Origin of the sequence: Vibrio sp. 10N.261.54.A5 (assembly GCF_041471145.1) — a bacterium.
Lineage (GTDB): Bacteria > Pseudomonadota > Gammaproteobacteria > Enterobacterales > Vibrionaceae > Vibrio > Vibrio crassostreae_C.
Genome location: NZ_JBFRNU010000007.1, coordinates 1 through 20,468 on the forward strand (window position 1 = coordinate 1; position 20,468 = coordinate 20,468).

At 44.9% G+C, this 20,468-nt stretch carries 20 protein-coding genes and 1 pseudogene; 20 read left to right on the plus strand and 1 reads right to left on the minus strand.

Annotation, left to right across the window (positions count from 1 at the left end):
• Positions 1–16: 16 nt before the first annotated feature.
• Positions 17–322 (minus strand): annotated as a pseudogene (locus tag AB4329_RS01670) (inositol monophosphatase family protein); the annotation flags it as partial.
• 181 nt (positions 323–503) lie between these two features.
• Between AB4329_RS01670 and trmJ the strand changes: the two are divergent.
• The 20 genes from trmJ to AB4329_RS01770 all read left to right on the plus strand — a co-directional run bounded on the left by trmJ (position 504) and on the right by AB4329_RS01770 (position 20,434).
• Entirely contained in the window at positions 504–1,232 is a 729-nt protein-coding gene (gene trmJ, locus AB4329_RS01675) for a tRNA (cytosine(32)/uridine(32)-2'-O)-methyltransferase TrmJ (protein WP_017062835.1), read from the plus strand.
• A gap of 116 nt (positions 1,233–1,348) precedes the next feature.
• Positions 1,349–1,870: a Fe-S cluster assembly transcriptional regulator IscR gene (gene iscR, locus AB4329_RS01680; protein ID WP_010440512.1), complete on the plus strand. Its 522-nt coding sequence runs from the start codon at positions 1,349–1,351 to the stop codon at positions 1,868–1,870.
• Positions 1,871–1,897: 27 nt separating this feature from the next.
• The gene (locus AB4329_RS01685) at positions 1,898–3,112 is read left to right on the plus strand and encodes an IscS subfamily cysteine desulfurase (RefSeq protein ID WP_010440514.1); all 1,215 of its coding nucleotides are present in this window, start codon (positions 1,898–1,900) and stop codon (positions 3,110–3,112) included.
• 33 nt (positions 3,113–3,145) lie between these two features.
• On the plus strand, positions 3,146–3,523 hold the full coding sequence (gene iscU, locus AB4329_RS01690; protein WP_004735094.1) for a Fe-S cluster assembly scaffold IscU: 378 nt from the start codon (positions 3,146–3,148) through the stop codon (positions 3,521–3,523).
• A 98-nt stretch (positions 3,524–3,621) separates the two neighbouring features.
• Entirely contained in the window at positions 3,622–3,945 is a 324-nt protein-coding gene (iscA, locus tag AB4329_RS01695; protein WP_010440519.1) for an iron-sulfur cluster assembly protein IscA, read from the plus strand.
• An 84-nt stretch (positions 3,946–4,029) separates the two neighbouring features.
• Positions 4,030–4,545, plus strand: coding sequence for a co-chaperone HscB (hscB, locus tag AB4329_RS01700; RefSeq protein ID WP_010440522.1), 516 nt, complete (start codon positions 4,030–4,032; stop codon positions 4,543–4,545).
• A gap of 22 nt (positions 4,546–4,567) precedes the next feature.
• Positions 4,568–6,418, plus strand: coding sequence for a Fe-S protein assembly chaperone HscA (gene hscA, locus AB4329_RS01705; protein ID WP_017062518.1), 1,851 nt, complete (start codon positions 4,568–4,570; stop codon positions 6,416–6,418).
• Between the two features lie 20 nt (positions 6,419–6,438).
• Positions 6,439–6,777, plus strand: coding sequence for an ISC system 2Fe-2S type ferredoxin (fdx, locus tag AB4329_RS01710; RefSeq protein ID WP_010440525.1), 339 nt, complete (start codon positions 6,439–6,441; stop codon positions 6,775–6,777).
• Positions 6,778–6,911: 134 nt separating this feature from the next.
• Complete coding sequence (iscX, locus tag AB4329_RS01715) at positions 6,912–7,112, plus strand: Fe-S cluster assembly protein IscX (protein ID WP_004740335.1); 201 nt, start codon at positions 6,912–6,914, stop codon at positions 7,110–7,112.
• A 206-nt stretch (positions 7,113–7,318) separates the two neighbouring features.
• Positions 7,319–8,614, plus strand: coding sequence for an aminopeptidase PepB (gene pepB, locus AB4329_RS01720; RefSeq protein ID WP_372137597.1), 1,296 nt, complete (start codon positions 7,319–7,321; stop codon positions 8,612–8,614).
• Positions 8,615–8,720: 106 nt separating this feature from the next.
• On the plus strand, positions 8,721–9,155 hold the full coding sequence (ndk, locus tag AB4329_RS01725) for a nucleoside-diphosphate kinase (protein ID WP_016797173.1): 435 nt from the start codon (positions 8,721–8,723) through the stop codon (positions 9,153–9,155).
• A 441-nt stretch (positions 9,156–9,596) separates the two neighbouring features.
• Positions 9,597–10,739, plus strand: a complete 1,143-nt coding sequence (locus tag AB4329_RS01730) for a bifunctional tRNA (adenosine(37)-C2)-methyltransferase TrmG/ribosomal RNA large subunit methyltransferase RlmN (protein ID WP_017062516.1) — start codon at positions 9,597–9,599, stop codon at positions 10,737–10,739.
• A 440-nt stretch (positions 10,740–11,179) separates the two neighbouring features.
• Positions 11,180–12,136, plus strand: coding sequence for a cytoskeleton protein RodZ (gene rodZ, locus AB4329_RS01735; protein ID WP_372137598.1), 957 nt, complete (start codon positions 11,180–11,182; stop codon positions 12,134–12,136).
• Positions 12,137–12,143: 7 nt separating this feature from the next.
• Positions 12,144–13,265 carry a flavodoxin-dependent (E)-4-hydroxy-3-methylbut-2-enyl-diphosphate synthase gene (gene ispG / locus AB4329_RS01740; RefSeq protein WP_009848294.1) on the plus strand — a complete coding sequence of 374 codons (1,122 nt, stop codon included), beginning with the start codon at positions 12,144–12,146 and terminating at the stop codon, positions 13,263–13,265.
• A 70-nt stretch (positions 13,266–13,335) separates the two neighbouring features.
• Positions 13,336–14,604 carry a histidine--tRNA ligase gene (gene hisS / locus AB4329_RS01745; RefSeq protein WP_017062514.1) on the plus strand — a complete coding sequence of 423 codons (1,269 nt, stop codon included), beginning with the start codon at positions 13,336–13,338 and terminating at the stop codon, positions 14,602–14,604.
• 79 nt (positions 14,605–14,683) lie between these two features.
• A complete protein-coding gene (locus AB4329_RS01750) occupies positions 14,684–15,298 on the plus strand; it encodes a YfgM family protein (protein WP_017062513.1) in 615 nt (204 codons plus the stop codon).
• A 10-nt stretch (positions 15,299–15,308) separates the two neighbouring features.
• Positions 15,309–16,469, plus strand: coding sequence for an outer membrane protein assembly factor BamB (gene bamB, locus AB4329_RS01755; RefSeq protein WP_017062512.1), 1,161 nt, complete (start codon positions 15,309–15,311; stop codon positions 16,467–16,469).
• Positions 16,470–16,627: 158 nt separating this feature from the next.
• On the plus strand, positions 16,628–18,109 hold the full coding sequence (gene der, locus AB4329_RS01760) for a ribosome biogenesis GTPase Der (protein WP_372137599.1): 1,482 nt from the start codon (positions 16,628–16,630) through the stop codon (positions 18,107–18,109).
• A 131-nt stretch (positions 18,110–18,240) separates the two neighbouring features.
• Positions 18,241–19,143: an alanyl-tRNA editing protein gene (locus tag AB4329_RS01765; RefSeq protein WP_372137600.1), complete on the plus strand. Its 903-nt coding sequence runs from the start codon at positions 18,241–18,243 to the stop codon at positions 19,141–19,143.
• Between the two features lie 289 nt (positions 19,144–19,432).
• Entirely contained in the window at positions 19,433–20,434 is a 1,002-nt protein-coding gene (locus tag AB4329_RS01770; protein ID WP_372137601.1) for a sensor domain-containing diguanylate cyclase, read from the plus strand.
• Positions 20,435–20,468: the final 34 nt, after the last annotated feature.

Sequence of the window (20,468 nt, forward strand, 5' to 3'; positions counted from 1 at the left end):
ACGGGCTTTATGGCTCAGATACAGAGAAGTGAGGGAAACCTTTTACAAAGTTGTTGGTGCCATCCAGTGGGTCAACGATCCATTGTACATCAGAGTCTTTACCTTCAGTCAGGCCTTTCTCTTCAGAAATAATGCTGTGCTCTGGGTAAGATGCTTTGATTGTCTCAATGATCATGTACTCAGCTTCTTGAGCAATGTTAGTAACGTAATCGTTGTTACCTTTTAGAGACGATTCGATCTTATCAGTTGTTTCTAGAGATTTAGCAATATGGTTGCCAGCTTTACGCGCAGCGCGTATCGCAATGTTTAGCATTGGATGCATATGGTTTTTCCCACAAGATGTTAAAGAACAATTTAAAGCGGCGGCGAGTATACCAAAGTTTTACCAAAAGGGAAGTGGTTATTTTTTGAACTCTTGGTTTCACATTACGCGAAGGGTCTGACCATTTTACTTTGCTATGTGTTAATATCTCGCGATTATTTTTAAAGTGGTGTCATATAGCATGTTAGACAATGTAAAAGTCGTTCTGGTTGGTACGTCTCATTCGGGAAATATCGGATCAGCAGCTCGCGCAATGAAAGTGATGGGTTTGAGTCAATTAGTTCTTGTAGACCCTCAATGTGAAGTTGACGAGCAGACCTTAGCACTGGCTGCGGGTGCAGGTGACATCGCAGAAAACGCGACCATCGTTTCTACATTAGACGAAGCCGTAAAAGACTGTGGTTTGGTGGTTGGTTCGAGTGCACGTTCACGTACGCTTGAATGGCCAATGCTTGAGCCTCGTGAGTGTGGACAAAAGTTTGCGATTGAAGGTCAAAAGCACCCAGTCGCATTAGTGTTCGGCCGTGAACGTACTGGCTTGACTAACGATGAGCTTCAGAAGTGCCACTTCCATGTATGTATCCCAGCTAACCCTGAATACAGCTCGCTAAACCTAGCAATGGCAGTGCAGACTCTGAGCTACGAAGTGCGTGTCGCCCACCTTGATATGGTCGCTAGCCAATATCAGCCACAGCAACAAGATGAGTACCCTCGTCACGAAGAACTAGAAATGTTCTATGAGCACCTTGAAAAAGTGATCATTGATACCCAATTTATCTCTAAGGATAAGCCAGGTCAGGTGATGAATAAACTACGTCGTCTGTTCAGTCGAGCTCGTCCAGAGTTGCAAGAGATCAACACTCTACGCGGCATTTTGACTTCAATTGAGAAGAGCAAAAACGACAAATAAAAACCACACAAACTCTAAGGGTGAATACTTGACTAAAATAGTCAACTAAATACTTGACCAATTTAGTCAGGTATGGGAAGATTCCAACCACATAAACAATGTGGATTCGGTGTGATATGAAACTTACATCTAAAGGAAGATATGCGGTAACAGCTATGCTAGATGTAGCACTGCATTCGCAAAAAAGCCCAGTTCCTCTGGCTGATATTTCAGAGCGACAGGGCATCTCATTATCTTACTTAGAACAGCTATTTTCTAAGTTACGTAAAGCTGGCTTAGTTGCTAGTGTTCGTGGTCCTGGCGGTGGTTACCGTTTAGGTGCTGAAGCGAGCGACATCGCTGTCGGAACTGTAATTGCTGCAGTAGACGAATCAGTTGATGCAACTAAGTGTCACGGTCGAGCAGATTGCCAAGGTGGTAGTCGTTGTTTAACTCACACTCTTTGGCGTGATTTAAGCTCCCGAATCAGCAGCTTCTTAAATGACATTACGCTCGGTGAGCTAATGAAAGATAACGAAGTTTTAGAGATTTCTGATCGTCAAGATATCGATCTTGCGGTTAATAATGGTTTTGCACATAAAAATACGAGCACTACAACGATTAGTGCAGCACCTCACGGTGTTAATGCCCGCTCTTAGCGGTCAGTTTTTACATTGGAGTAGAAAATGAAACTGCCTATTTACTTTGACTATTCAGCTACATGCCCAGTCGATCCACGTGTTGCTGAAAAAATGGTTCAGTGCATGACGATGGACGGTAACTTCGGTAACCCTGCATCTCGTTCACACCGTTACGGCTGGCAGGCAGAAGAATCAGTAGATAATGCTCGTGAGCAAATTGCCGATCTACTAAATGCAGACCCACGTGAGATTGTTTTCACGTCAGGTGCTACAGAGTCAGACAACCTTGCTATCAAAGGTGCAGCGCACTTTTACGAGAAGAAAGGTAAGCACGTAATCACGTGTAAAACAGAACATAAAGCGGTTCTTGATCCATGTCGCCAACTAGAGCGTGAAGGTTTTGAGGTGACTTACCTTGAGCCTGAAGCAAACGGCATCATTGATTTAGACAAGCTACAAGCAGCAATGCGTGAAGATACGGTTCTTGTTTCTATCATGCACGTAAACAACGAGATTGGTGTAATCCAAGATATCTCTGCAATCGGCGAATTATGTCGTTCACGCAAGATCATCTTCCACGTTGATGCGGCTCAGTCTGCGGGTAAAATCCCACTAGATGTAAAAGAGATGAAAGTTGACCTTATCTCTCTTTCTGCACACAAAGCATACGGCCCTAAAGGCATTGGTGCTTTGTACGTTCGTCGTAAGCCACGTATTCGTCTTGAAGCACAGATGCACGGTGGAGGTCACGAACGTGGTTTCCGTTCTGGTACGCTTGCTACTCACCAAATCGTGGGTATGGGTGAAGCTTTTGCTGTCGCTAAACAAGACATGCAGAAAGATTATGACCACGCACTAGCACTTCGCGAGCGTCTATTGAAAGGGGTTCAAGATCTAGAAGCAGTAACGGTAAATGGCGACTTAGATCAACGTGTACCACATAACCTAAACGTGAGCTTTGCTTTCGTTGAAGGTGAATCTCTGCTTATGTCTTTAAAAGACTTAGCGGTATCATCAGGTTCTGCATGTACATCAGCGAGTCTTGAGCCTTCATACGTTTTACGCGCTCTTGGCTTAAACGATGAACTGGCACACAGCTCAGTACGTTTTTCATTCGGCCGTTTCACTACGGAAGAAGAAATCGACTACGCGATTGCACAAATCCGTGTAGCAGTAAATAAATTACGCGACATGTCTCCTCTATGGGATATGTATAAAGAAGGGATTGATTTGAACACTGTTGAGTGGGCTCATCACTAATCTCACGGAAATAGAGGATTCGAGGTAACTATCATGGCATATAGCGAAAAAGTAATTGATCACTACGAAAACCCACGTAACGTAGGTTCGTTTGATAAAGAAGATCCAAGTGTAGGTAGCGGCATGGTTGGCGCACCAGCTTGTGGTGACGTAATGAAACTGCAAATCAAAGTATCTGCAGAAGGTATTATTGAAGACGCAAAATTCAAGACTTACGGTTGCGGTAGCGCAATCGCTTCTAGCTCACTAGTCACTGAGTGGGTTAAAGGTAAAAGTATTGATGAAGCAGCTGCTATTAAAAACTCTGAAATCGCAGAAGAGCTAGAGTTGCCACCAGTGAAAGTTCACTGTTCAATTCTTGCTGAAGATGCAATCAAAGCAGCGGTTGCGGATTACAAAAAGAAGCACTAATCGTTTCTACAACGTAATCACTTCAAAAAAGTAATATTTGGGAGCACCCTTTGTGCTCCCCCTGAGTTCTCAATTTATATAAAACACAAGGTTGTAGTATGGCCATCACCATGACAGATACGGCAGCAAGCCGAGTTCAAGCTTTCCTAGATAACCGAGGTAAAGGTATCGGGTTGCGCTTAGCAGTAAAAACTACTGGCTGTTCGGGTATGGCGTATGTACTGGAATTCGTTGACGAGCTCAACGAAGAAGACGAAGTGTTCGAGCATTCAGGTGTTAAGGTCATCATTGATCCAAAGAGCCTAGTTTACCTAGACGGTACTGAGCTTGATTACGTAAAAGAAGGCCTAAACGAAGGTTTTGAATTCAACAACCCTAACGCGAAAGGCGAATGTGGTTGTGGTGAGAGCTTCAATGTATAAACGCCTCAATCGTTGAGCGTTTATAATGAGCGAAGAATAAAATTAGGCTCTAAGTAAAGAGCCTAAACTTAGGACCACCGTTACATGAATCATTTCGAATTATTTGGGCTACCACTTCAGTTTCAACTGGATGGTAGCCTTCTTTCTTCTCAGTTTAGAGATCTGCAACGCCAATTCCACCCTGATAAATTTGCCACGGCTTCTGAGCGAGATCGCTTGCTGGCTGTGCAAAAAGCTGCGCAAATCAATGATGCGTACCAGGTGTTGAAAAATCCAGTCAGCCGCGCTGAATACCTGTTAGTTCAACATGGTGAGGATATTCGTGGTGAGCAGCAGACTATGCAAGATCCTATGTTCCTGATGGAGCAAATGGAATTGCGTGAAGAGCTGGAAGATATCGCCGACAGTTCTGATCCTGAAGATGCTTTGTTTGCATTTGAAGGAAAGGTTAGCAAAATGTATAAACAACAATTAAGCGCTATCCAACAAGAACTCGACAGCGAAGCTTGGTTAGAAGCTGCAGACCGAGTAAGAAAGCTTAAGTTTATTGCAAAATTAAAGAATGAAATCGAGTTAGTTGAAGATCGTTTGATCGGCTAGTTCGTATAACAAGGACACATCCATGGCACTACTTCAGATTGCAGAACCAGGGCAAAGCGCCGCTCCTCACCAGCACAAGCTTGCAGTGGGTATTGATTTAGGTACAACAAACTCATTGGTTGCGTCAGTGCGCAGTGGTGAGGCAAGCACGCTTGTTGATCAACAAGGTCGCAGTATTCTCCCTTCCGTTGTTCACTATCAGTCAGAGTCGTACACCACTGGTGATGAAGCGCGTGTAAATGCACAAACTGATCCTAAAAATACCATTATCTCAGTTAAGCGATTAATCGGTCGTTCACTGTCAGATATTCAACAGCGATACCCATCTCTGCCATATCAGTTTGAAGAAAGTGATAATGGCCTGCCTGTGATTAACACAGCGCAAGGAAATAAGAACCCAATTCAAGTATCTGCAGATATTCTTCGTGCACTCGGTCAACGTGCTGAGTCGACGTTAGGTGGTGAATTGGCTGGTGCCGTGATTACCGTCCCTGCGTACTTTGATGATGCACAACGTGCAGGTACCAAAGACGCAGCGCAACTTGCTGGTCTTCATGTGTTACGTCTTCTTAATGAACCCACTGCAGCCGCGATTGCTTATGGCTTGGATTCAGGTAAAGAAGGGGTAATCGCTGTTTATGACTTAGGCGGTGGTACGTTTGATATCTCTATCCTACGCCTGTCTAAAGGTGTCTTCGAAGTTTTAGCAACCGGTGGTGACTCTGCATTAGGCGGCGATGACTTTGACCATTTAATTGCGGATCATTTCCAAGAGCAAATGGGCTTGTTAGAGCTGACAGCAGAACAGAACCGTATTCTTCTAGACGCAGCAACAGAAGCGAAGATTGGCTTATCTGAAGCTGAAAGCGTTAATGTTGAAGCACTAGGTTGGTCTGGCTCTTTAACTCGTGAAGAGTTCGAAGAGATCATCAAGCCACTAGTTAAGAAAACGCTGCTTTCGTGCCGCCGAGCACTGAAAGATGCGGAAGTTGACGCGGATGAAGTACTAGAAGTCGTGATGGTAGGTGGTTCAACTCGTACCTTACTTGTTCGTGAAATGGTCGGTGGCTTCTTTGGTCGTACTCCATTAACCAGTATTAACCCTGATGAAGTGGTTGCGATTGGCGCATCGATTCAAGCGGATATCTTAGTTGGCAACAAGCCTGACTCTGAGATGCTGCTATTGGATGTTATCCCTCTGTCACTGGGTATCGAAACCATGGGTGGCTTAGTCGAAAAGATCATCCCTCGTAATACCACGATCCCAGTTGCTCGTGCACAAGAGTTTACCACGTTCAAAGACGGTCAAACTGCAATGACAGTACACACCGTGCAAGGCGAGCGTGAGATGGTTGATGACTGTCGTTCACTGGCTCGATTTGCTCTGAAAGGCATCCCGCCGATGACTGCAGGTGCTGCTCATATTCGTGTTACTTACCAAGTGGATGCTGATGGCCTGCTATCGGTTACCGCAATGGAGAAGAGCACTGGCGTTCAAGCTGAAATCCAAGTTAAGCCTTCTTACGGTCTAAGCGACAACGAAGTGGCTAGCATGCTGAAAGATTCGATGACGTTTGCAAAAGAAGACATGCAAGCGCGTGCTCTTGCTGAGCAACGCGTAGAAGCGGATCGCGTTATCGAAGGCCTTATCGCTGCAATGCAAGCCGACGGTGACGAGCTACTTGATGAGCAAGGCAAACAACAACTTGTTCAAGCGATTGAAGCACTGATTGAAGTGCGTAATGGCGACAACGCTGATGCTATTGAACTAGAAATTAAGAATACCGACAAAGCGAGCCAAGACTTTGCTTCTCGTCGTATGGATAAATCAATTCGTGCTGCACTGTCAGGTCAGTCAGTCGATAATATTTAATAGTTAGAGAATAGATAAACATGCCAAAGATTATTGTTTTACCTCACGAAGATCTATGTCCAGAAGGCGCTGTTTTAGAAGCAAAAACTGGTGAGACGGTTCTTGATGTTGCACTGAAGGCCGGTATTGGTATTGAACACGCATGTGAGAAATCGTGCGCATGTACAACATGTCACGTTGTGATTCGTGAAGGTTTTGATTCTTTAGAAGAGAGTGATGATCTAGAAGACGACATGCTAGATAAAGCATGGGGCTTAGAGATGGAATCTCGCTTGGGTTGCCAAGCTAAAGTGGCTGATACGGATCTTGTTGTAGAGATTCCAAAGTACACGTTGAACCTGGCTTCTGAAGACCATTAAGAACCTGTTCTCAGTCATGGCTAATACAGCGATGACTGAGAGAGTTATTGCTTAGACAAACATACTAAGAAAACTGGCCTAGAATATAGATCATAAAGGTGACCAAGCGTCGCTGATAAATATAAGGAAGTGTTATGAGCTTGAAGTGGATTGATTCGCGAGATATCGCAATTGAGCTATGTGATTTGTACCCTGATACTGATCCTAAAACGGTACGTTTTACCGATCTGCATCAATGGGTGCTAGACCTTGAAGAGTTCGACGACGAGCCTAACCACTCGAATGAGAAAATCTTAGAGGCTATTATTTTGTGCTGGATGGATGAGATGGATTAATCCTCTTGTCTAATGATTTGGTCGCGGGTTGGCATCAGTCCAATATAAAACGCAGCCAAGTTAACAATTCTTACTAAAAAAAGCGGACCTTATGGTCCGTTTTTTTATCAAAATGACATTTTCCTCCTACATAATGCTAACATCAGTGAGCTAATAAAAAATAATCAGAATCACACTCTCGAAGTGGTTCATGACAAGGAGAAATCATGTCTACACAGATGTCAGTATTTTTAAGTCAAGAAGCTGCCCAGCCTCAGTGGGGAGCAAGAGCTATTTTATCGTTCTCAGAAGCGGGAGCGACAATTCACATTGGTGAAGGCCACGATCTAGGCGCAGTTCAACGTGCGGGTCGTACGCTTGACGGACAAGGTATCGCATTCGTTTCACTTCGTGGTGAAGGTTGGGATCTAGAAAGCGTTTGGGCTTTCTACCAAGGCTACCGTGGACCAAAGAAAAAGAATGCATTGGAATGGGATGCACTTTCAGAAGCCGATCAAACTGAGCTTGAAGCTCGTATTCGCGCAACTGACTGGACGCGTGACATTATCAATAAAACCGCTGAAGAAGTGGCACCTCGTCAACTTGCGACAATGGCTGCAGAATACATCAAGTCAGTGGCACCAGCGGGCACTGTTAAAGCGAAGATTGTTAAAGACAAGGATCTACTAACCGAAGGTTGGGAAGGCATCTACGCGGTAGGTCGTGGCTCTGAGCGTACATCAGCAATGCTGCAACTGGACTTCAACCCAACAGGCGATGAAAACGCACCTGTATTTGCCTGTTTAGTCGGTAAAGGTATTACGTTCGATTCGGGCGGTTACAGTATCAAGCCAGGCCAATTCATGACAGCGATGAAAGCTGACATGGGTGGCGCAGCAACGATTACTGGTGGTTTAGGTCTTGCGATTGAACGCGGTCTTAACAAGCGCATCAAGCTTATTCTATGTTGCGCAGAGAACATGATCTCTGGTCGCGCATTGAAGCTTGGCGATATCATTACCTACAAAAACGGTAAAACAGTTGAGATCATGAACACTGATGCGGAAGGTCGCTTAGTGCTAGCTGATGGCCTGATGTACGCAAGTGCACAAAGCCCTGAGCTGATCATCGACTGTGCAACGCTAACCGGCGCGGCTAAAAATGCATTAGGTAACGACTACCACGCACTATTGAGCTTTGATGATGAGTTGTCTCACCAAGCACTAACGGCTGCAAACCAAGAGAAAGAAGGCCTATGGCCATTGCCTCTTGCTGATTTCCACCGTGGCATGTTGCCTTCAAATTTTGCTGATCTATCAAACATCAGCTCTGGTGATTACACTCCGGGTGCAAGTACCGCTGCTGCGTTCCTTTCTTACTTTGTAGACGACTACAAAAAAGGTTGGATTCACATGGACTGCGCGGGTACTTACCGTAAGTCATCAAGTGATAAGTGGGCTGCAGGCGCAACGGGTATGGGCGTTCGCACACTGGCTCGTCTTCTTATCGACCAAGCAAAATAATAATAAGGGTGAGCGGTATTTTGTGCCGCTCATTCATAAAGCTCAGATCGAAAGATCTCAGTAATTTCAGTATTTAATAACAAAAAAATGAAGTGAAGGAATCCCTATGGCTCTAGAAAGAACGTTCTCAATTGTTAAGCCGGATGCAGTTAAGCGTAACCTTGTTGGTGAAATCTACCACCGTATCGAAAAAGCAGGCCTAGAAATTATTGCTGCTAAAATGGTTCGTCTTACTGAAGAGCAAGCGAGTGGCTTCTACGCTGAACATGAAGGCAAAGAGTTCTTCCCAGCTCTTAAAGAGTTTATGACTTCTGGTCCTATCATGGTTCAAGTGCTTGAAGGCGAAAACGCTATCGCTCGTTACCGTGAACTTATGGGTAAAACAAACCCAGAAGAAGCGGCATGTGGCACTATCCGTGCTGACTACGCAATCAGCATGCGTTACAACTCAGTTCACGGCAGCGACAGCCCTGAGTCTGCAGCTCGCGAAATCGAATTCTTCTTCCCAGAATCTGAAATTTGCCCACGCCCAGCTCAATAATCGGCACTGCAAATTATTCTAAAGGCTTCACCTCGATGAGGCCTTTTTTGTAAGTGGATTTTACGCTCTCGATAATCAATTTAGTCGTCATTCTCGAAAGCGACGAAGGAGCGTAATCGGGAATCTGTTTTTGTTATTGGAGATTCCAGATACTTCGTTCCTCAGTTCTGGAATGACGGGGAACTTTGGAGCAACCATCTCGTGGTAAATATTATCGAGCAATTGGTGATTATTTACGTCATTCCCGAAAGCGACGAAGGAGTGTAATCGGGAATCTTTGTTTAAATTGGGTAATCTCAGGCCGATAAATACAATTGTTCAAATTTTAATCGCTTAAGTTTGAATGTCTTAATAAACACAGGGTTTTACAATGCTTGTTGAAGTTGCGTAAAGCCTGTACAATTCGCGCCCTTAATTATTGTTCCGTCATTGAGAGGCATCATGACCACAGCTAAAGTCAATCTACTCGATTTTGATCGTAAAGGTCTTCGTAAATTTTTCACAGAAGAACTGAATGAGAAAGCGTTTCGAGCAGAGCAAGTGATGAAGTGGATTTATCACTTCGGTGTCGATGACTTCGAACAAATGAACAACATCAACAAAAAGTTACGTGAGAAACTTCAACGTCGCTGTGAGATTGTTGCACCTGTTGTTTCTGAAGCTCAACACTCTTCAGATGGCACAATTAAATGGGCGATGAGCGTTGGCGACCAAGACGTTGAAACGGTATACATCCCAGATGGTGACCGTGCGACGCTATGTGTATCTTCACAGGTTGGTTGTGCACTTGAATGTAAGTTCTGTTCTACAGCTCAACAAGGCTTCAACCGTAACCTAAAAGTTTCAGAGATTGTTGGCCAAATCTGGCGTGCATCTCGCGAAATCGGCCTAGAAAAAGAAACCGGTCGTCGTCCAATTACTAACGTTGTAATGATGGGTATGGGCGAGCCTCTATTGAACATGAAGAACCTAATGCCATCATTAGAAATCATGCTTGATGATCTAGGTTTCGCACTGTCTAAGCGTCGTGTAACCGTATCAACTTCTGGTGTTGTTTCTGGCCTTGACCAAATGACAGACAACATCGATGTCGCATTGGCTATTTCTCTACATGCGCCAAACGATGCACTACGTAGCCAAATCATGCCGATCAACGACCGTTGGGATATCCAAGACTTCCTAGCATCTGTTCGTCGTTACATTGCATCTTCAAATGCTAACCGCGGTAAAGTAACGGTTGAGTACGTGTTATTGGATCATGTGAATGATGATATGGACCACGCACGTGAACTTGCTGAGCTAATGAAAGAGACGCCTTGTAAGATCAACTTGATTCCATTCAACCCTTACCCGGGGTCGCCTTATAAGAAGCCAAGCAACTCTCGTATTGATCGCTTCCAAAAAACGCTGATGGAATACAACTACACAGTAACCGTTCGTAAGACTCGTGGTGATGATATTGATGCCGCGTGTGGTCAGTTAGTCGGTGATGTGATTGATAGAACCAAGCGTACTAAAATGCTTAAAGCAGCCTCTGAAGCGAACTTGATTGCCGGTGGTGTGATTGAAGTAAAAGCGGTATAAAACGCGATTAGAACCTAAACAAGCCAGAAGTCTTACTTCTGGCTTGTTGCTTTTCTGGGGTGCAGTTTTTGATTTTTTGGACTTCTTGCCCATGCTTTCTTACATTTTTCGTCAAATTTTGGACAAAACCATGAGCTGACGGTAAATTTTGTTTAAAGTGTTTTTGCCTTGTAATGGCATTAGCTTATGATTAACTAATCTTAAATTAATTTAAGTGCTCGCTTGCTACTGATCATCAATATGTCTATTTAGGTTGGCTACTTGATAAACTAGCTTCCTGAGAAGGTCATCCATAATAAATGAATGATGTTCGCCTTTAAGGGTTGATGATTTAGATAGCAGGAAAAATTCCACATAACGTGGGTTGTTAGATTGAGCTTAAACGACAATAAGAAAACGCTCTCCTCAACCTGCGATAATACTTTAGAAGTTCACTCTCTATGAACACAGAACAAGATACACAAGCGCAAGAAAACGTAGCTCCAGCTTTGGAAGCGGGAACGCTGCTTAAGAACAAACGAGAATCTCTTGGTTTAACGCAAAAGCAGATTTCTGATCGCTTGAAACTTCGCGTTACTCTGATCCAACAAATTGAAGAAAACCAATTCGAGTCAGATCAAGTGGCGACGTTTATGCGTGGCTATATTCGTTCATACGCGAAATACGTCAATCTTGACGAAAAAGTCGTATTGAGTGCGCTGCATCATGCCGGTGATGCTCAGCATCAAGAGCAAGAAATGCTGAGTTTTTCTCGTAAGACCAAAACCGAGAAGCACAACAGCCGTATTATGATCCTGACTTGGAGCATTTTTGCGGTCATTGCGGGTATCTCCTCACTTTGGTGGTGGCAGAACCAACAGCAAGACACCCTATCTCAATCTTTAGCGAATACTGAAAGCTCAGAAGAGCTAGCGGTAGAAGAATCACTTGCCCCTGAATTCACCTCTTTGGAAGTGATTGAAGCTGAACAAAACGAAGCGGGTGCTTCTGTTGTTGAAGGTGCTGAAGGCCTTGCTGCGATAAGCGATGCGGAAGAAAGTTCAGATGCTGTTACTCCAGCTGACGAAACTTCTGCACAGCAAGCAACAGAGACTGAACCAACTGCTGAAGTTGCTGCGAATGCAGAAACGGTTGAAGCTAGCACGGCTCCTGAAGCTGTGGCTAACGAACTAGTGATGCAGTTCACCGCTGATTGCTGGATCCAAGTAAAAGATGCAACGGGTAAAACCTTGTCGACTGGCATCAAAAAAGCAGGTCAGTCGTTAAATCTATCAGGAACTGCGCCATATAAAGTGATTCTAGGTGCGCCAGAAGGCGTATCAATGACATTTGCAAGTGAACCTGTCGACCTTTCTGGGTATACTTCAGGCAAAGTAGCTAGAATAACCTTACCTTAGAGTTAATATGCAACACGAATCTCCTATTATTCGTCGCAAATCAACCCGTATTTATGTGGGTGATGTGCCGATCGGTGATGGTGCACCAATTGCTGTGCAATCCATGACCAACACAAGAACAACAGATGTAGCCGCGACCGTTGCTCAAATTAGAGCTCTGGAAAAAGTTGGCGCTGATATCGTTCGCGTATCTGTACCGACTATGGATGCCGCTGAAGCCTTTAAGCTAATCAAGCAGCAGGTCTCTGTTCCTTTGGTTGCTGATATTCACTTCGACTACCGTATCGCCCTAAAAGTGGCCGAATACGGCGTTGACTGTCTGCGTATTAACCCAGGCAACATCGGTAACGAAAGCCGTATCCGCTCAGTTGTTGATTGTGCACGTGATATGAATATTCCGATTCGTATTGGTGTTAACGGCGGTTCTCTTGAGAAAGAGATCCAAGAGAAATACACAGAACCTACAGCAGAAGCGCTTGTTGAATCAGCAATGCGTCACGTAGATATCCTAGACCGTCTGAACTTTGATCAATTCAAAGTCAGCGTTAAGGCGTCTGATGTATTCCTTGCTGTCGGTTCTTACCGTTTGCTGGCTAAGCAGATTGATCAACCTCTCCACCTTGGTATTACCGAAGCGGGTGGTGCGCGTGCAGGCTCTGTGAAGTCAGCGGTAGGTTTAGGTATGCTTCTTTCTGAAGGTATCGGCGATACGCTGCGTATATCGCTAGCGGCTGATCCGGTTGAAGAGATCAAAGTTGGCTTTGATATTCTTAAATCTTTGCGCATTCGTTCGCGTGGCATCAACTTCATTGCGTGTCCGAGCTGTTCTCGTCAAGAGTTCGATGTTATCAACACCGTTAATGCCCTTGAAGAGCGCCTAGAAGACGTGATCACTCCAATGGACGTATCTATCATCGGTTGTGTGGTTAACGGCCCTGGTGAAGCTGAAGTGTCTCACTTAGGTTTAGCTGGTAGTGCACGTAAGAGTGCCTTCTACGAAGATGGTAAGCGTCAGAAAGAGCGCTTCGACAACGATGACCTTGTCGACAAACTTGAAGCTAAGATTCGTGCAAAAGCGTCAGTGCTTGATAAAGCAAATCGCATTGATGTAGAAAACTTAGAAGATTAATACAACGCGATGGGGTGTGATTGTCTATTCGCACTAACACCTGGTCGTGAGAAATTACGGAATAAATACTGTGGCTAAAAATATTCAAGCAATTCGAGGCATGAACGACTGCCTTCCAACTCAATCACCACTGTGGCAGAAAGTAGAAAGCGCAGTTAAAAACGTGGTGAGTGCATACGGTTACAACGAAGTACGTATGCCTATCGTTGAAGAAACAAACCTATTTAGCCGTGCAGTTGGTGAAGAGACAGACGTTGTTTCTAAAGAGATGTACACCTTTGACGACCGCAATGGCGATAGCCTAACGCTGCGTCCAGAAGGCACAGCAGGTTGTGTTCGTTCATGTATTCAAAACAGCCTTATCAACCGTGATGAACAGCGCCTATGGTACATGGGCCCTATGTTCCGTCACGAGCGTCCTCAAAAAGGTCGTTACCGTCAATTCCACCAATGTGGTGTTGAAGTGTTTGGCCTAGACGGTCCAGACGTTGACGCAGAACTTATCATGATGACAGCACGTCTATGGCGTGAGCTAGGCATCGACAAGCACGTTCGCCTAGAGCTGAACTCAATCGGTTCTCAAGAAGATCGCGTTAGCTACCGCACTGCGTTAGTGGCTTTCCTTGAGCAACACATTGATGTGCTTGACGAAGACTGCAAACGTCGCATGCACACTAACCCTCTACGTGTACTTGATACTAAGAACCCTGATGTTCAAGCTATCTTAGGTGACGCACCTCGACTATCTGAATATCTAGGTGAAGAATCGAAGCAACATTTTGCTGGTTTGTGTGAACTTCTTGACGCTGTTGGTATCGAATACCAAGTTAATGAGCGTCTAGTACGTGGCCTAGATTACTACAACCGCACTGTATTTGAGTGGATCACAGACAGCCTTGGTGCTCAAGGTACAGTATGTGGCGGCGGTCGTTACGATGGTCTTGTTGAGCAACTAGGCGGCAAAGCAACCAATGCAGTTGGCTTCGCAATGGGTCTAGAGCGTCTGGTTCTGATGATGGAAACGCTAGAGCTAACAGAAGTTCGTCGTAGCGTTGATGTATACGTAGTTGCTGCTGGCGAAGGTACTATGATCGCGGGCATGCAGTTAGCGAATCAATTACGCGACACCGTTGAAGGCGTGCGTGTAATGAACCACTTCGGTGGTGGTAACTTCAAGAAGCAATTCAAACGTGCTGACAAAGTAGGTGCTGTTGTGGCGCTGGTACTTGGTGAGAACGAAGTTGCTGACAATACAGTTGTGCTAAAAGATCTGGTTGGCGGCGAGCAAGAAACCGTGTCTCAAACGGAAGTTGCAGAGAAAGTTGCTGCGCTAATCTAATTAGCCATTGAGCAAACGCTCATAATGAATACTAACGTCAGCACTATGCTGGCGTTTAAAGAATTAAAGAGGACAGGAAGTGGAACTTTACGATAGCGAAGAGCAACAAGTTGAAGCCATTAAAGATTGGTGGAAAGAGAACGGTAAAGCCGTAATCTTTGGTGCGGTTATTGGTTTAGGTGGTCTATTTGGCTGGCGCTATTACCAAGATTCAGTAGTTGAAGCGCGTGAAGCAGCTTCAGAAAGCTACACCTCTGTAATTTCAGCTCTTGATGTGAAGGGTGTTGATGCTCAATCTGATATTCAAGCTTTCATCGACGCAAACAAAGATGCTGAGTACTCAGTACTTGCTGCTATGCAACTAGCAAAAGTACAAGTACAAGCAGGCGATCTAGCGGCGGCACTTGAACAGCTCGAGTGGGCAAAATCGGCAACTAAGGACGCGGCACTTGCGCCACTACTTACTTACCGTGTTGCACGTATTAAAGCTGAGCAAGGTGAATTTGACGCAGCACTGACTGATCTTGCTGCTATGACAGACGAATCTTGGAAAGGCCGTGTTGCTGAACTGCGTGGTGATATCTCACTTCGTAAAGGCGACACAGACGCAGCATACAGTGCTTACACAGAAGCACAGCAAGCTGTTGACGCTAGCCAAACGCTTCAAATCAAACTTGACGACCTAGCTAAATAAGGCGCTTTGAATGAAGAAGATGTTTCCAAAAGCGGCGTTGTGTGCGATTGCTCTTGGCCTACTAGCTGGCTGTGCGGGTGAAGAAGACACCGTAATCATGGCTCCAGTCCCAACGGTAAACAGCGAGTTCACTCCTAGTCAGGAATGGTCTACGTCGGTTGGTGATGGTGTTGGTCACTACTTTTCAAAACTAACGCCAGAATTGGCTTACGACAAAGTGTTTGTTGCAAGCCGTGAAGGTATGGTTAAAGCGCTTGATCCTGATACAGGTAAAGCGCTGTGGAAAGTCGATCTTGAGAAAGACGTATTGGCTCGTTTATCGGGTGGCTTAACGGCGGCTTACGGTAAAGTTTTTGTTGGTTCTGAAAATGGCGAAGTGATCGCACTGGAAGAATCGACCGGTGAAGAGCTGTGGCGTGTATCAGTCAATGGCGAGGTGCTTGCATCCCCAGCAACTGATAGCAACATGGTCATTGTTCATACCAGTCGCGGTATGTTGATCGCGTTAGATCAAGCAAGCGGTGAACAAAAATGGACCATCAGTACGGAAGTACCAAGCCTAACACTGCGTGGCGATAGCTCGCCTGTTGCAGTTTCTGGTGGTGTATTCTGGGGTACAGCAAATGGTCGTCTAGCTGCGGCTATCGTTGATCGTGGTCAGCTTATTTGGCAACAGCCAGTAGGCACACCAAAAGGTGCAACGGAAATTGATCGTTTGGTTGATGTTGATGCATCTCCAATTGTTCTTGGTGGCACCCTGTATACCGTAGGTATCAATGGTCAGCTGATTGCTATCGACCTTCGTTCTGGTAAGCCAATTTGGAAACGTAACTACTCATCAGCGATTGATTTAGCAAGTGATGGTAGCCGTTTGTTCGTTGTTACCGACAAAGACCATGTGGTTGCGGTTGATGCGCGTAGTGGTACTGAACTGTGGAGCACTCCATTGTTAGAAAACCGCTTACTGACAGCACCTGCTATTATTAATGGTTATGTAGTCGTGGGTGATACTGAAGGTTATCTGCACTGGTTGGATCGTTCATCGGGTGAGTTTGTTGCTCAACAGCTTGTCGATGATAGCGGCTTTGCGGTTGCACCAATTGAACTGCCTGAAGGCTACTTAGTGACGACTCGCAATGGCGATGTAAAGAAACTAACGATTAGCCAATAAAAGCGTGATATAATTCACAGTCGGCTCCTGGTTGGTAACAGCCAGGAGCCGTTTTGTTGTTAAAAATTAATAAACCGTGTGGTTATAGGTAAGAGTTTAAACTTGCGAACAAGTGCTTACCTATAACTACATTTAGAGAAGAAATTGTAGAGGTTGTTATGGTACCTGTTGTTGCTCTAGTAGGGCGTCCGAACGTAGGTAAATCTACGTTATTTAACCGATTGACTCGAACTCGTGATGCATTGGTTGCGGATTTCCCTGGCTTAACGCGTGACCGTAAATACGGTCATGCTCATTTTAGCGAGCATGACTTTATTGTTATTGACACTGGCGGTATCGACGGTACTGAAGAAGGTGTTGAAACTAAAATGGCTGAACAGTCGCTAGCGGCGATTGATGAAGCTGATGTCGTTCTATTTATGGTAGATGGCCGTGCGGGTCTAACACCTTCAGACGTGGCGATTGCTAAGCACCTACGTCAACTAGAAAAGCCTTCAATGCTAGTAGTAAACAAGGTTGACGGTATCGACCCTGATGCTGCAAGTGCTGACTTCTGGCAACTAGGTGTAGAAGACATGTACCAAATCGCTGCGGCGCATGGTCGTGGTGTTACTGCACTTATTGACCTTGCTCTTAACCCATTCGCAGAAGCGCTAAAAGCTGAGAATGGCGAAGTAAGCGACTTAACTGAGTTTGAAGACGAAGAAGAAGATCAGGTTGAATTTACAGAAGAAGAAGCTGAAGCAGAATTCAAGCGTCTTCAAGATCAACCGATCAAACTAGCGATCATTGGCCGTCCTAACGTAGGTAAATCAACGCTAACGAACCGTATTCTTGGTGAAGAGCGTGTGGTTGTTTACGATATGCCAGGTACGACTCGTGACTCTATCTACATCCCAATGCAGCGTGACGAGCGTGAATACGTTCTAATCGATACTGCGGGTGTTCGTCGTCGTAAAAACATCAACGAAACGGTAGAGAAGTTCTCAGTGGTTAAAACACTGAAAGCGATTGAAGATGCTAACGTTGTATTGCTGCTTATCGATGCTCGCGAAAACATCTCTGATCAAGATCTAAGCTTGCTAGGCTTTGCGTTGAACGCTGGTCGTTCAATTGTTATTGCCGTAAACAAGTGGGATGGCCTAGATAACGACGTTAAAGAACGCGTTAAGAAAGAGCTAGACCGTCGCTTAGGCTTCGTTGATTTCGCACGTATTCACTTTATCTCTGCACTTCACGGTACAGGTGTTGGTCACTTGTTTGAGTCTGTACAAGAAGCTTACAAATCAGCGACTACTCGTGTTGGTACTTCTGTGCTAACTCGTATCATGAAGATGGCGACTGATGATCACCAACCGCCTATGGTTCGTGGCCGTCGTGTGAAACTGAAATACGCGCACGCTGGTGGCTACAACCCACCGATTATCGTTATCCACGGCAACCAAGTTCGTAACTTGCCAGATTCATACAAACGATTCTTGATGAACTACTACCGTCGTTCACTAGAAATCATGGGTACACCTATTCGCATTCAATTCCAGAACAGCGAGAACCCATTTGAAGCTAAGACTAACAAGCTGACAATTTCTCAAGAACGTAAACGTAAACGTATGATGAGCATGGTTAAAGGTCGTAAGTAAACCTTTCCAATAGATTTGATACCCGAGCCTGTCTCGGGTATTTTTTTAAGCAAAATTCACGTTAAGCCATAACAATACGTTTTTATCATCATGGCTCAACGAATCAGACTAGATTCCAGAAGAAGAACGATATGACTACTAGCGATTTGATTACACCTGTGTCAGCAATCACACCAACCATCACTCAATTTTGTCATCAGGCTTGGCAGCTCAATGCTAAAGCGCAGTACGTTGAAAGCGATGACAGCAAAACTTACCTGATCACCGACGTGACACCTTTCCACCCAGTGAGTCATATTTGGCCCGATCACCCTGCAGACCAAGGCTTTGTGAATGTTGGTGACGTGCAATTTCCCGTTGAAGACTGCCTTGTTGGTGCTATAGAACAATCTACTGGCAAGCTTCATATCGCAGCAGATATCCCTGTTAAGCGTGATACGGAAGGGTGGGCGTTTGTTGTTGTCCACCAGCTACCTACATCTGCTTCTATGATTAAGGTTAACGACGAAGTCGTGTTGTCGGTTGATAAAGAGTACCAAGCCAGTTTGAGCCGTGGTCACAGTGCTGGCCACATCGCTTTCCTAGCCTTGAATAAAGTATTGGCTGAGAGCTACTGGCGTAAAGATGCGGACAGAAAAGATCCGCTTGGCAGTTACGACTTCAATAGTTATGCACAAGTGACGAGCTTTGTGACTCCAGAGCTGTGTACCGATAAGTATCGCTTAGGCAAAACCCTGAAGAAGCGCGGTTTGAACGTTGCAGACATGCTAGCAAATCTTGATGACATCGAAGCTGATATCAACCAAATGCTTGCGGGCTGGCTTGCAGAGCCGACGCCAGTTGCGATGAGACTAGAAGGCGAGGCGTTAACAGACTCTCGTTACTGGGAGTGGCAGCTTGACGCAGATACTCAGGTCACTATTCCTTGTGGTGGCACACACATTGGAAATACCTCAGAACTTGGTGCGCTGTCCGTTAAGCTGACCCAGCTAGATGGCCAAAACATTGAAATGCTGACGCATGTAATTCGATGATTTAGACTACAGATCGAAATGGCTTGTGCTGTTTATTTTATTTTTACATGTCACTTTTGATATAAATGACTATTTGAAATTGAAATGCAGCATATGTAACTTATGCTTTCGGTGTGTGGTGATATAAATATTCTTTTTGGGGTAGATCGCTGATCAAAATAGATAAAGCGAAAGATCAACCTATGATCTTCGATTGTGTGTCGTACTAATTTAGTGTGTTATTATTAACCAATAACAAGCTTGCATAAGAACAAGTTGTACCCGATTACACAATTGAAAGCCTTAGTGAATGGAACAACAATTTTTATTAGAAGGTCATCGAGCCGTCAATAGCTTGCTACGGAAGCTTGCGCTTGGGATGGATCGCAAAGATTTAAATCACAAGATTATTCAGCTTACCGAGCAGCTTTTTGGGCAGCGCATGGCTTCAATTCTACTGCTCAACTCAGAGTCTAAAACGTTACACCTTGAATATGCCCCAAACCTGCCTGATTTTTACAATCAACAGATTGAAGGGGTAGGAATTGGTGCGGGGATAGGCTCTTGTGGCGAGGCAGCTGCGCTTAAGAAAGCAGTGATGATCTCCAACATAAATGCACACCCAAACTGGGCACCTTTTCTGGCCCTCACCAATCAAGCGAATTTGCATGCCTGTTGGTCGGTCCCCATTATCTCGTCACGCGGTAATGTGTTGGGTACCTTCGCTATTTATAGTCAGTACATCTCTGAACCACATGAATTTGAGCTCGAGATCTTAGAACTACTGGCCTCCCTGTATTCGGTAGCACTAGAAAAGTTCGAGTTGGAGAATCAGCTTAACTTTTTCGCCAATCGAGATTCTTTAACCCATTGCTTGAATCCTCGTGCACTGTTCAATGAAGCCGAAAAAGTGTTGGCTAAGCGATGTTTTTCAGAAAAGGTGATGGCGTGTCTGTTTGTGGATGTCGATAAGTTCAAATCAATAAATGATACCTATGGCCACAGTTTCGGTGATGATGTGCTGTTGGCGGTTGCCGAAGTTCTTGATGAGGCAACCACAGCATGTGCCAAGATAGGGCGTTATGGTGGCGATGAGTTTGTGGTGTTCTCTTGCTTTGATGATCAAGAAAGCGTTGTTAGCTTCTACCACAGCTTAGAGAAAGCACTGCAACAAGCGCTTTTTATCAATGATGTGCAGTTCTCAGTGAGTGTTGGGTTGTCTTGTGACAAAGATCCTCAAGGATTAGACCAGTTGATCGCACAAGCTGATAAGAACATGTACCAAATCAAGCAAGCGAAGTCTCAGCGGTAGTAGATTGTAAAAATAGTAGTGAATTAGGAAATGC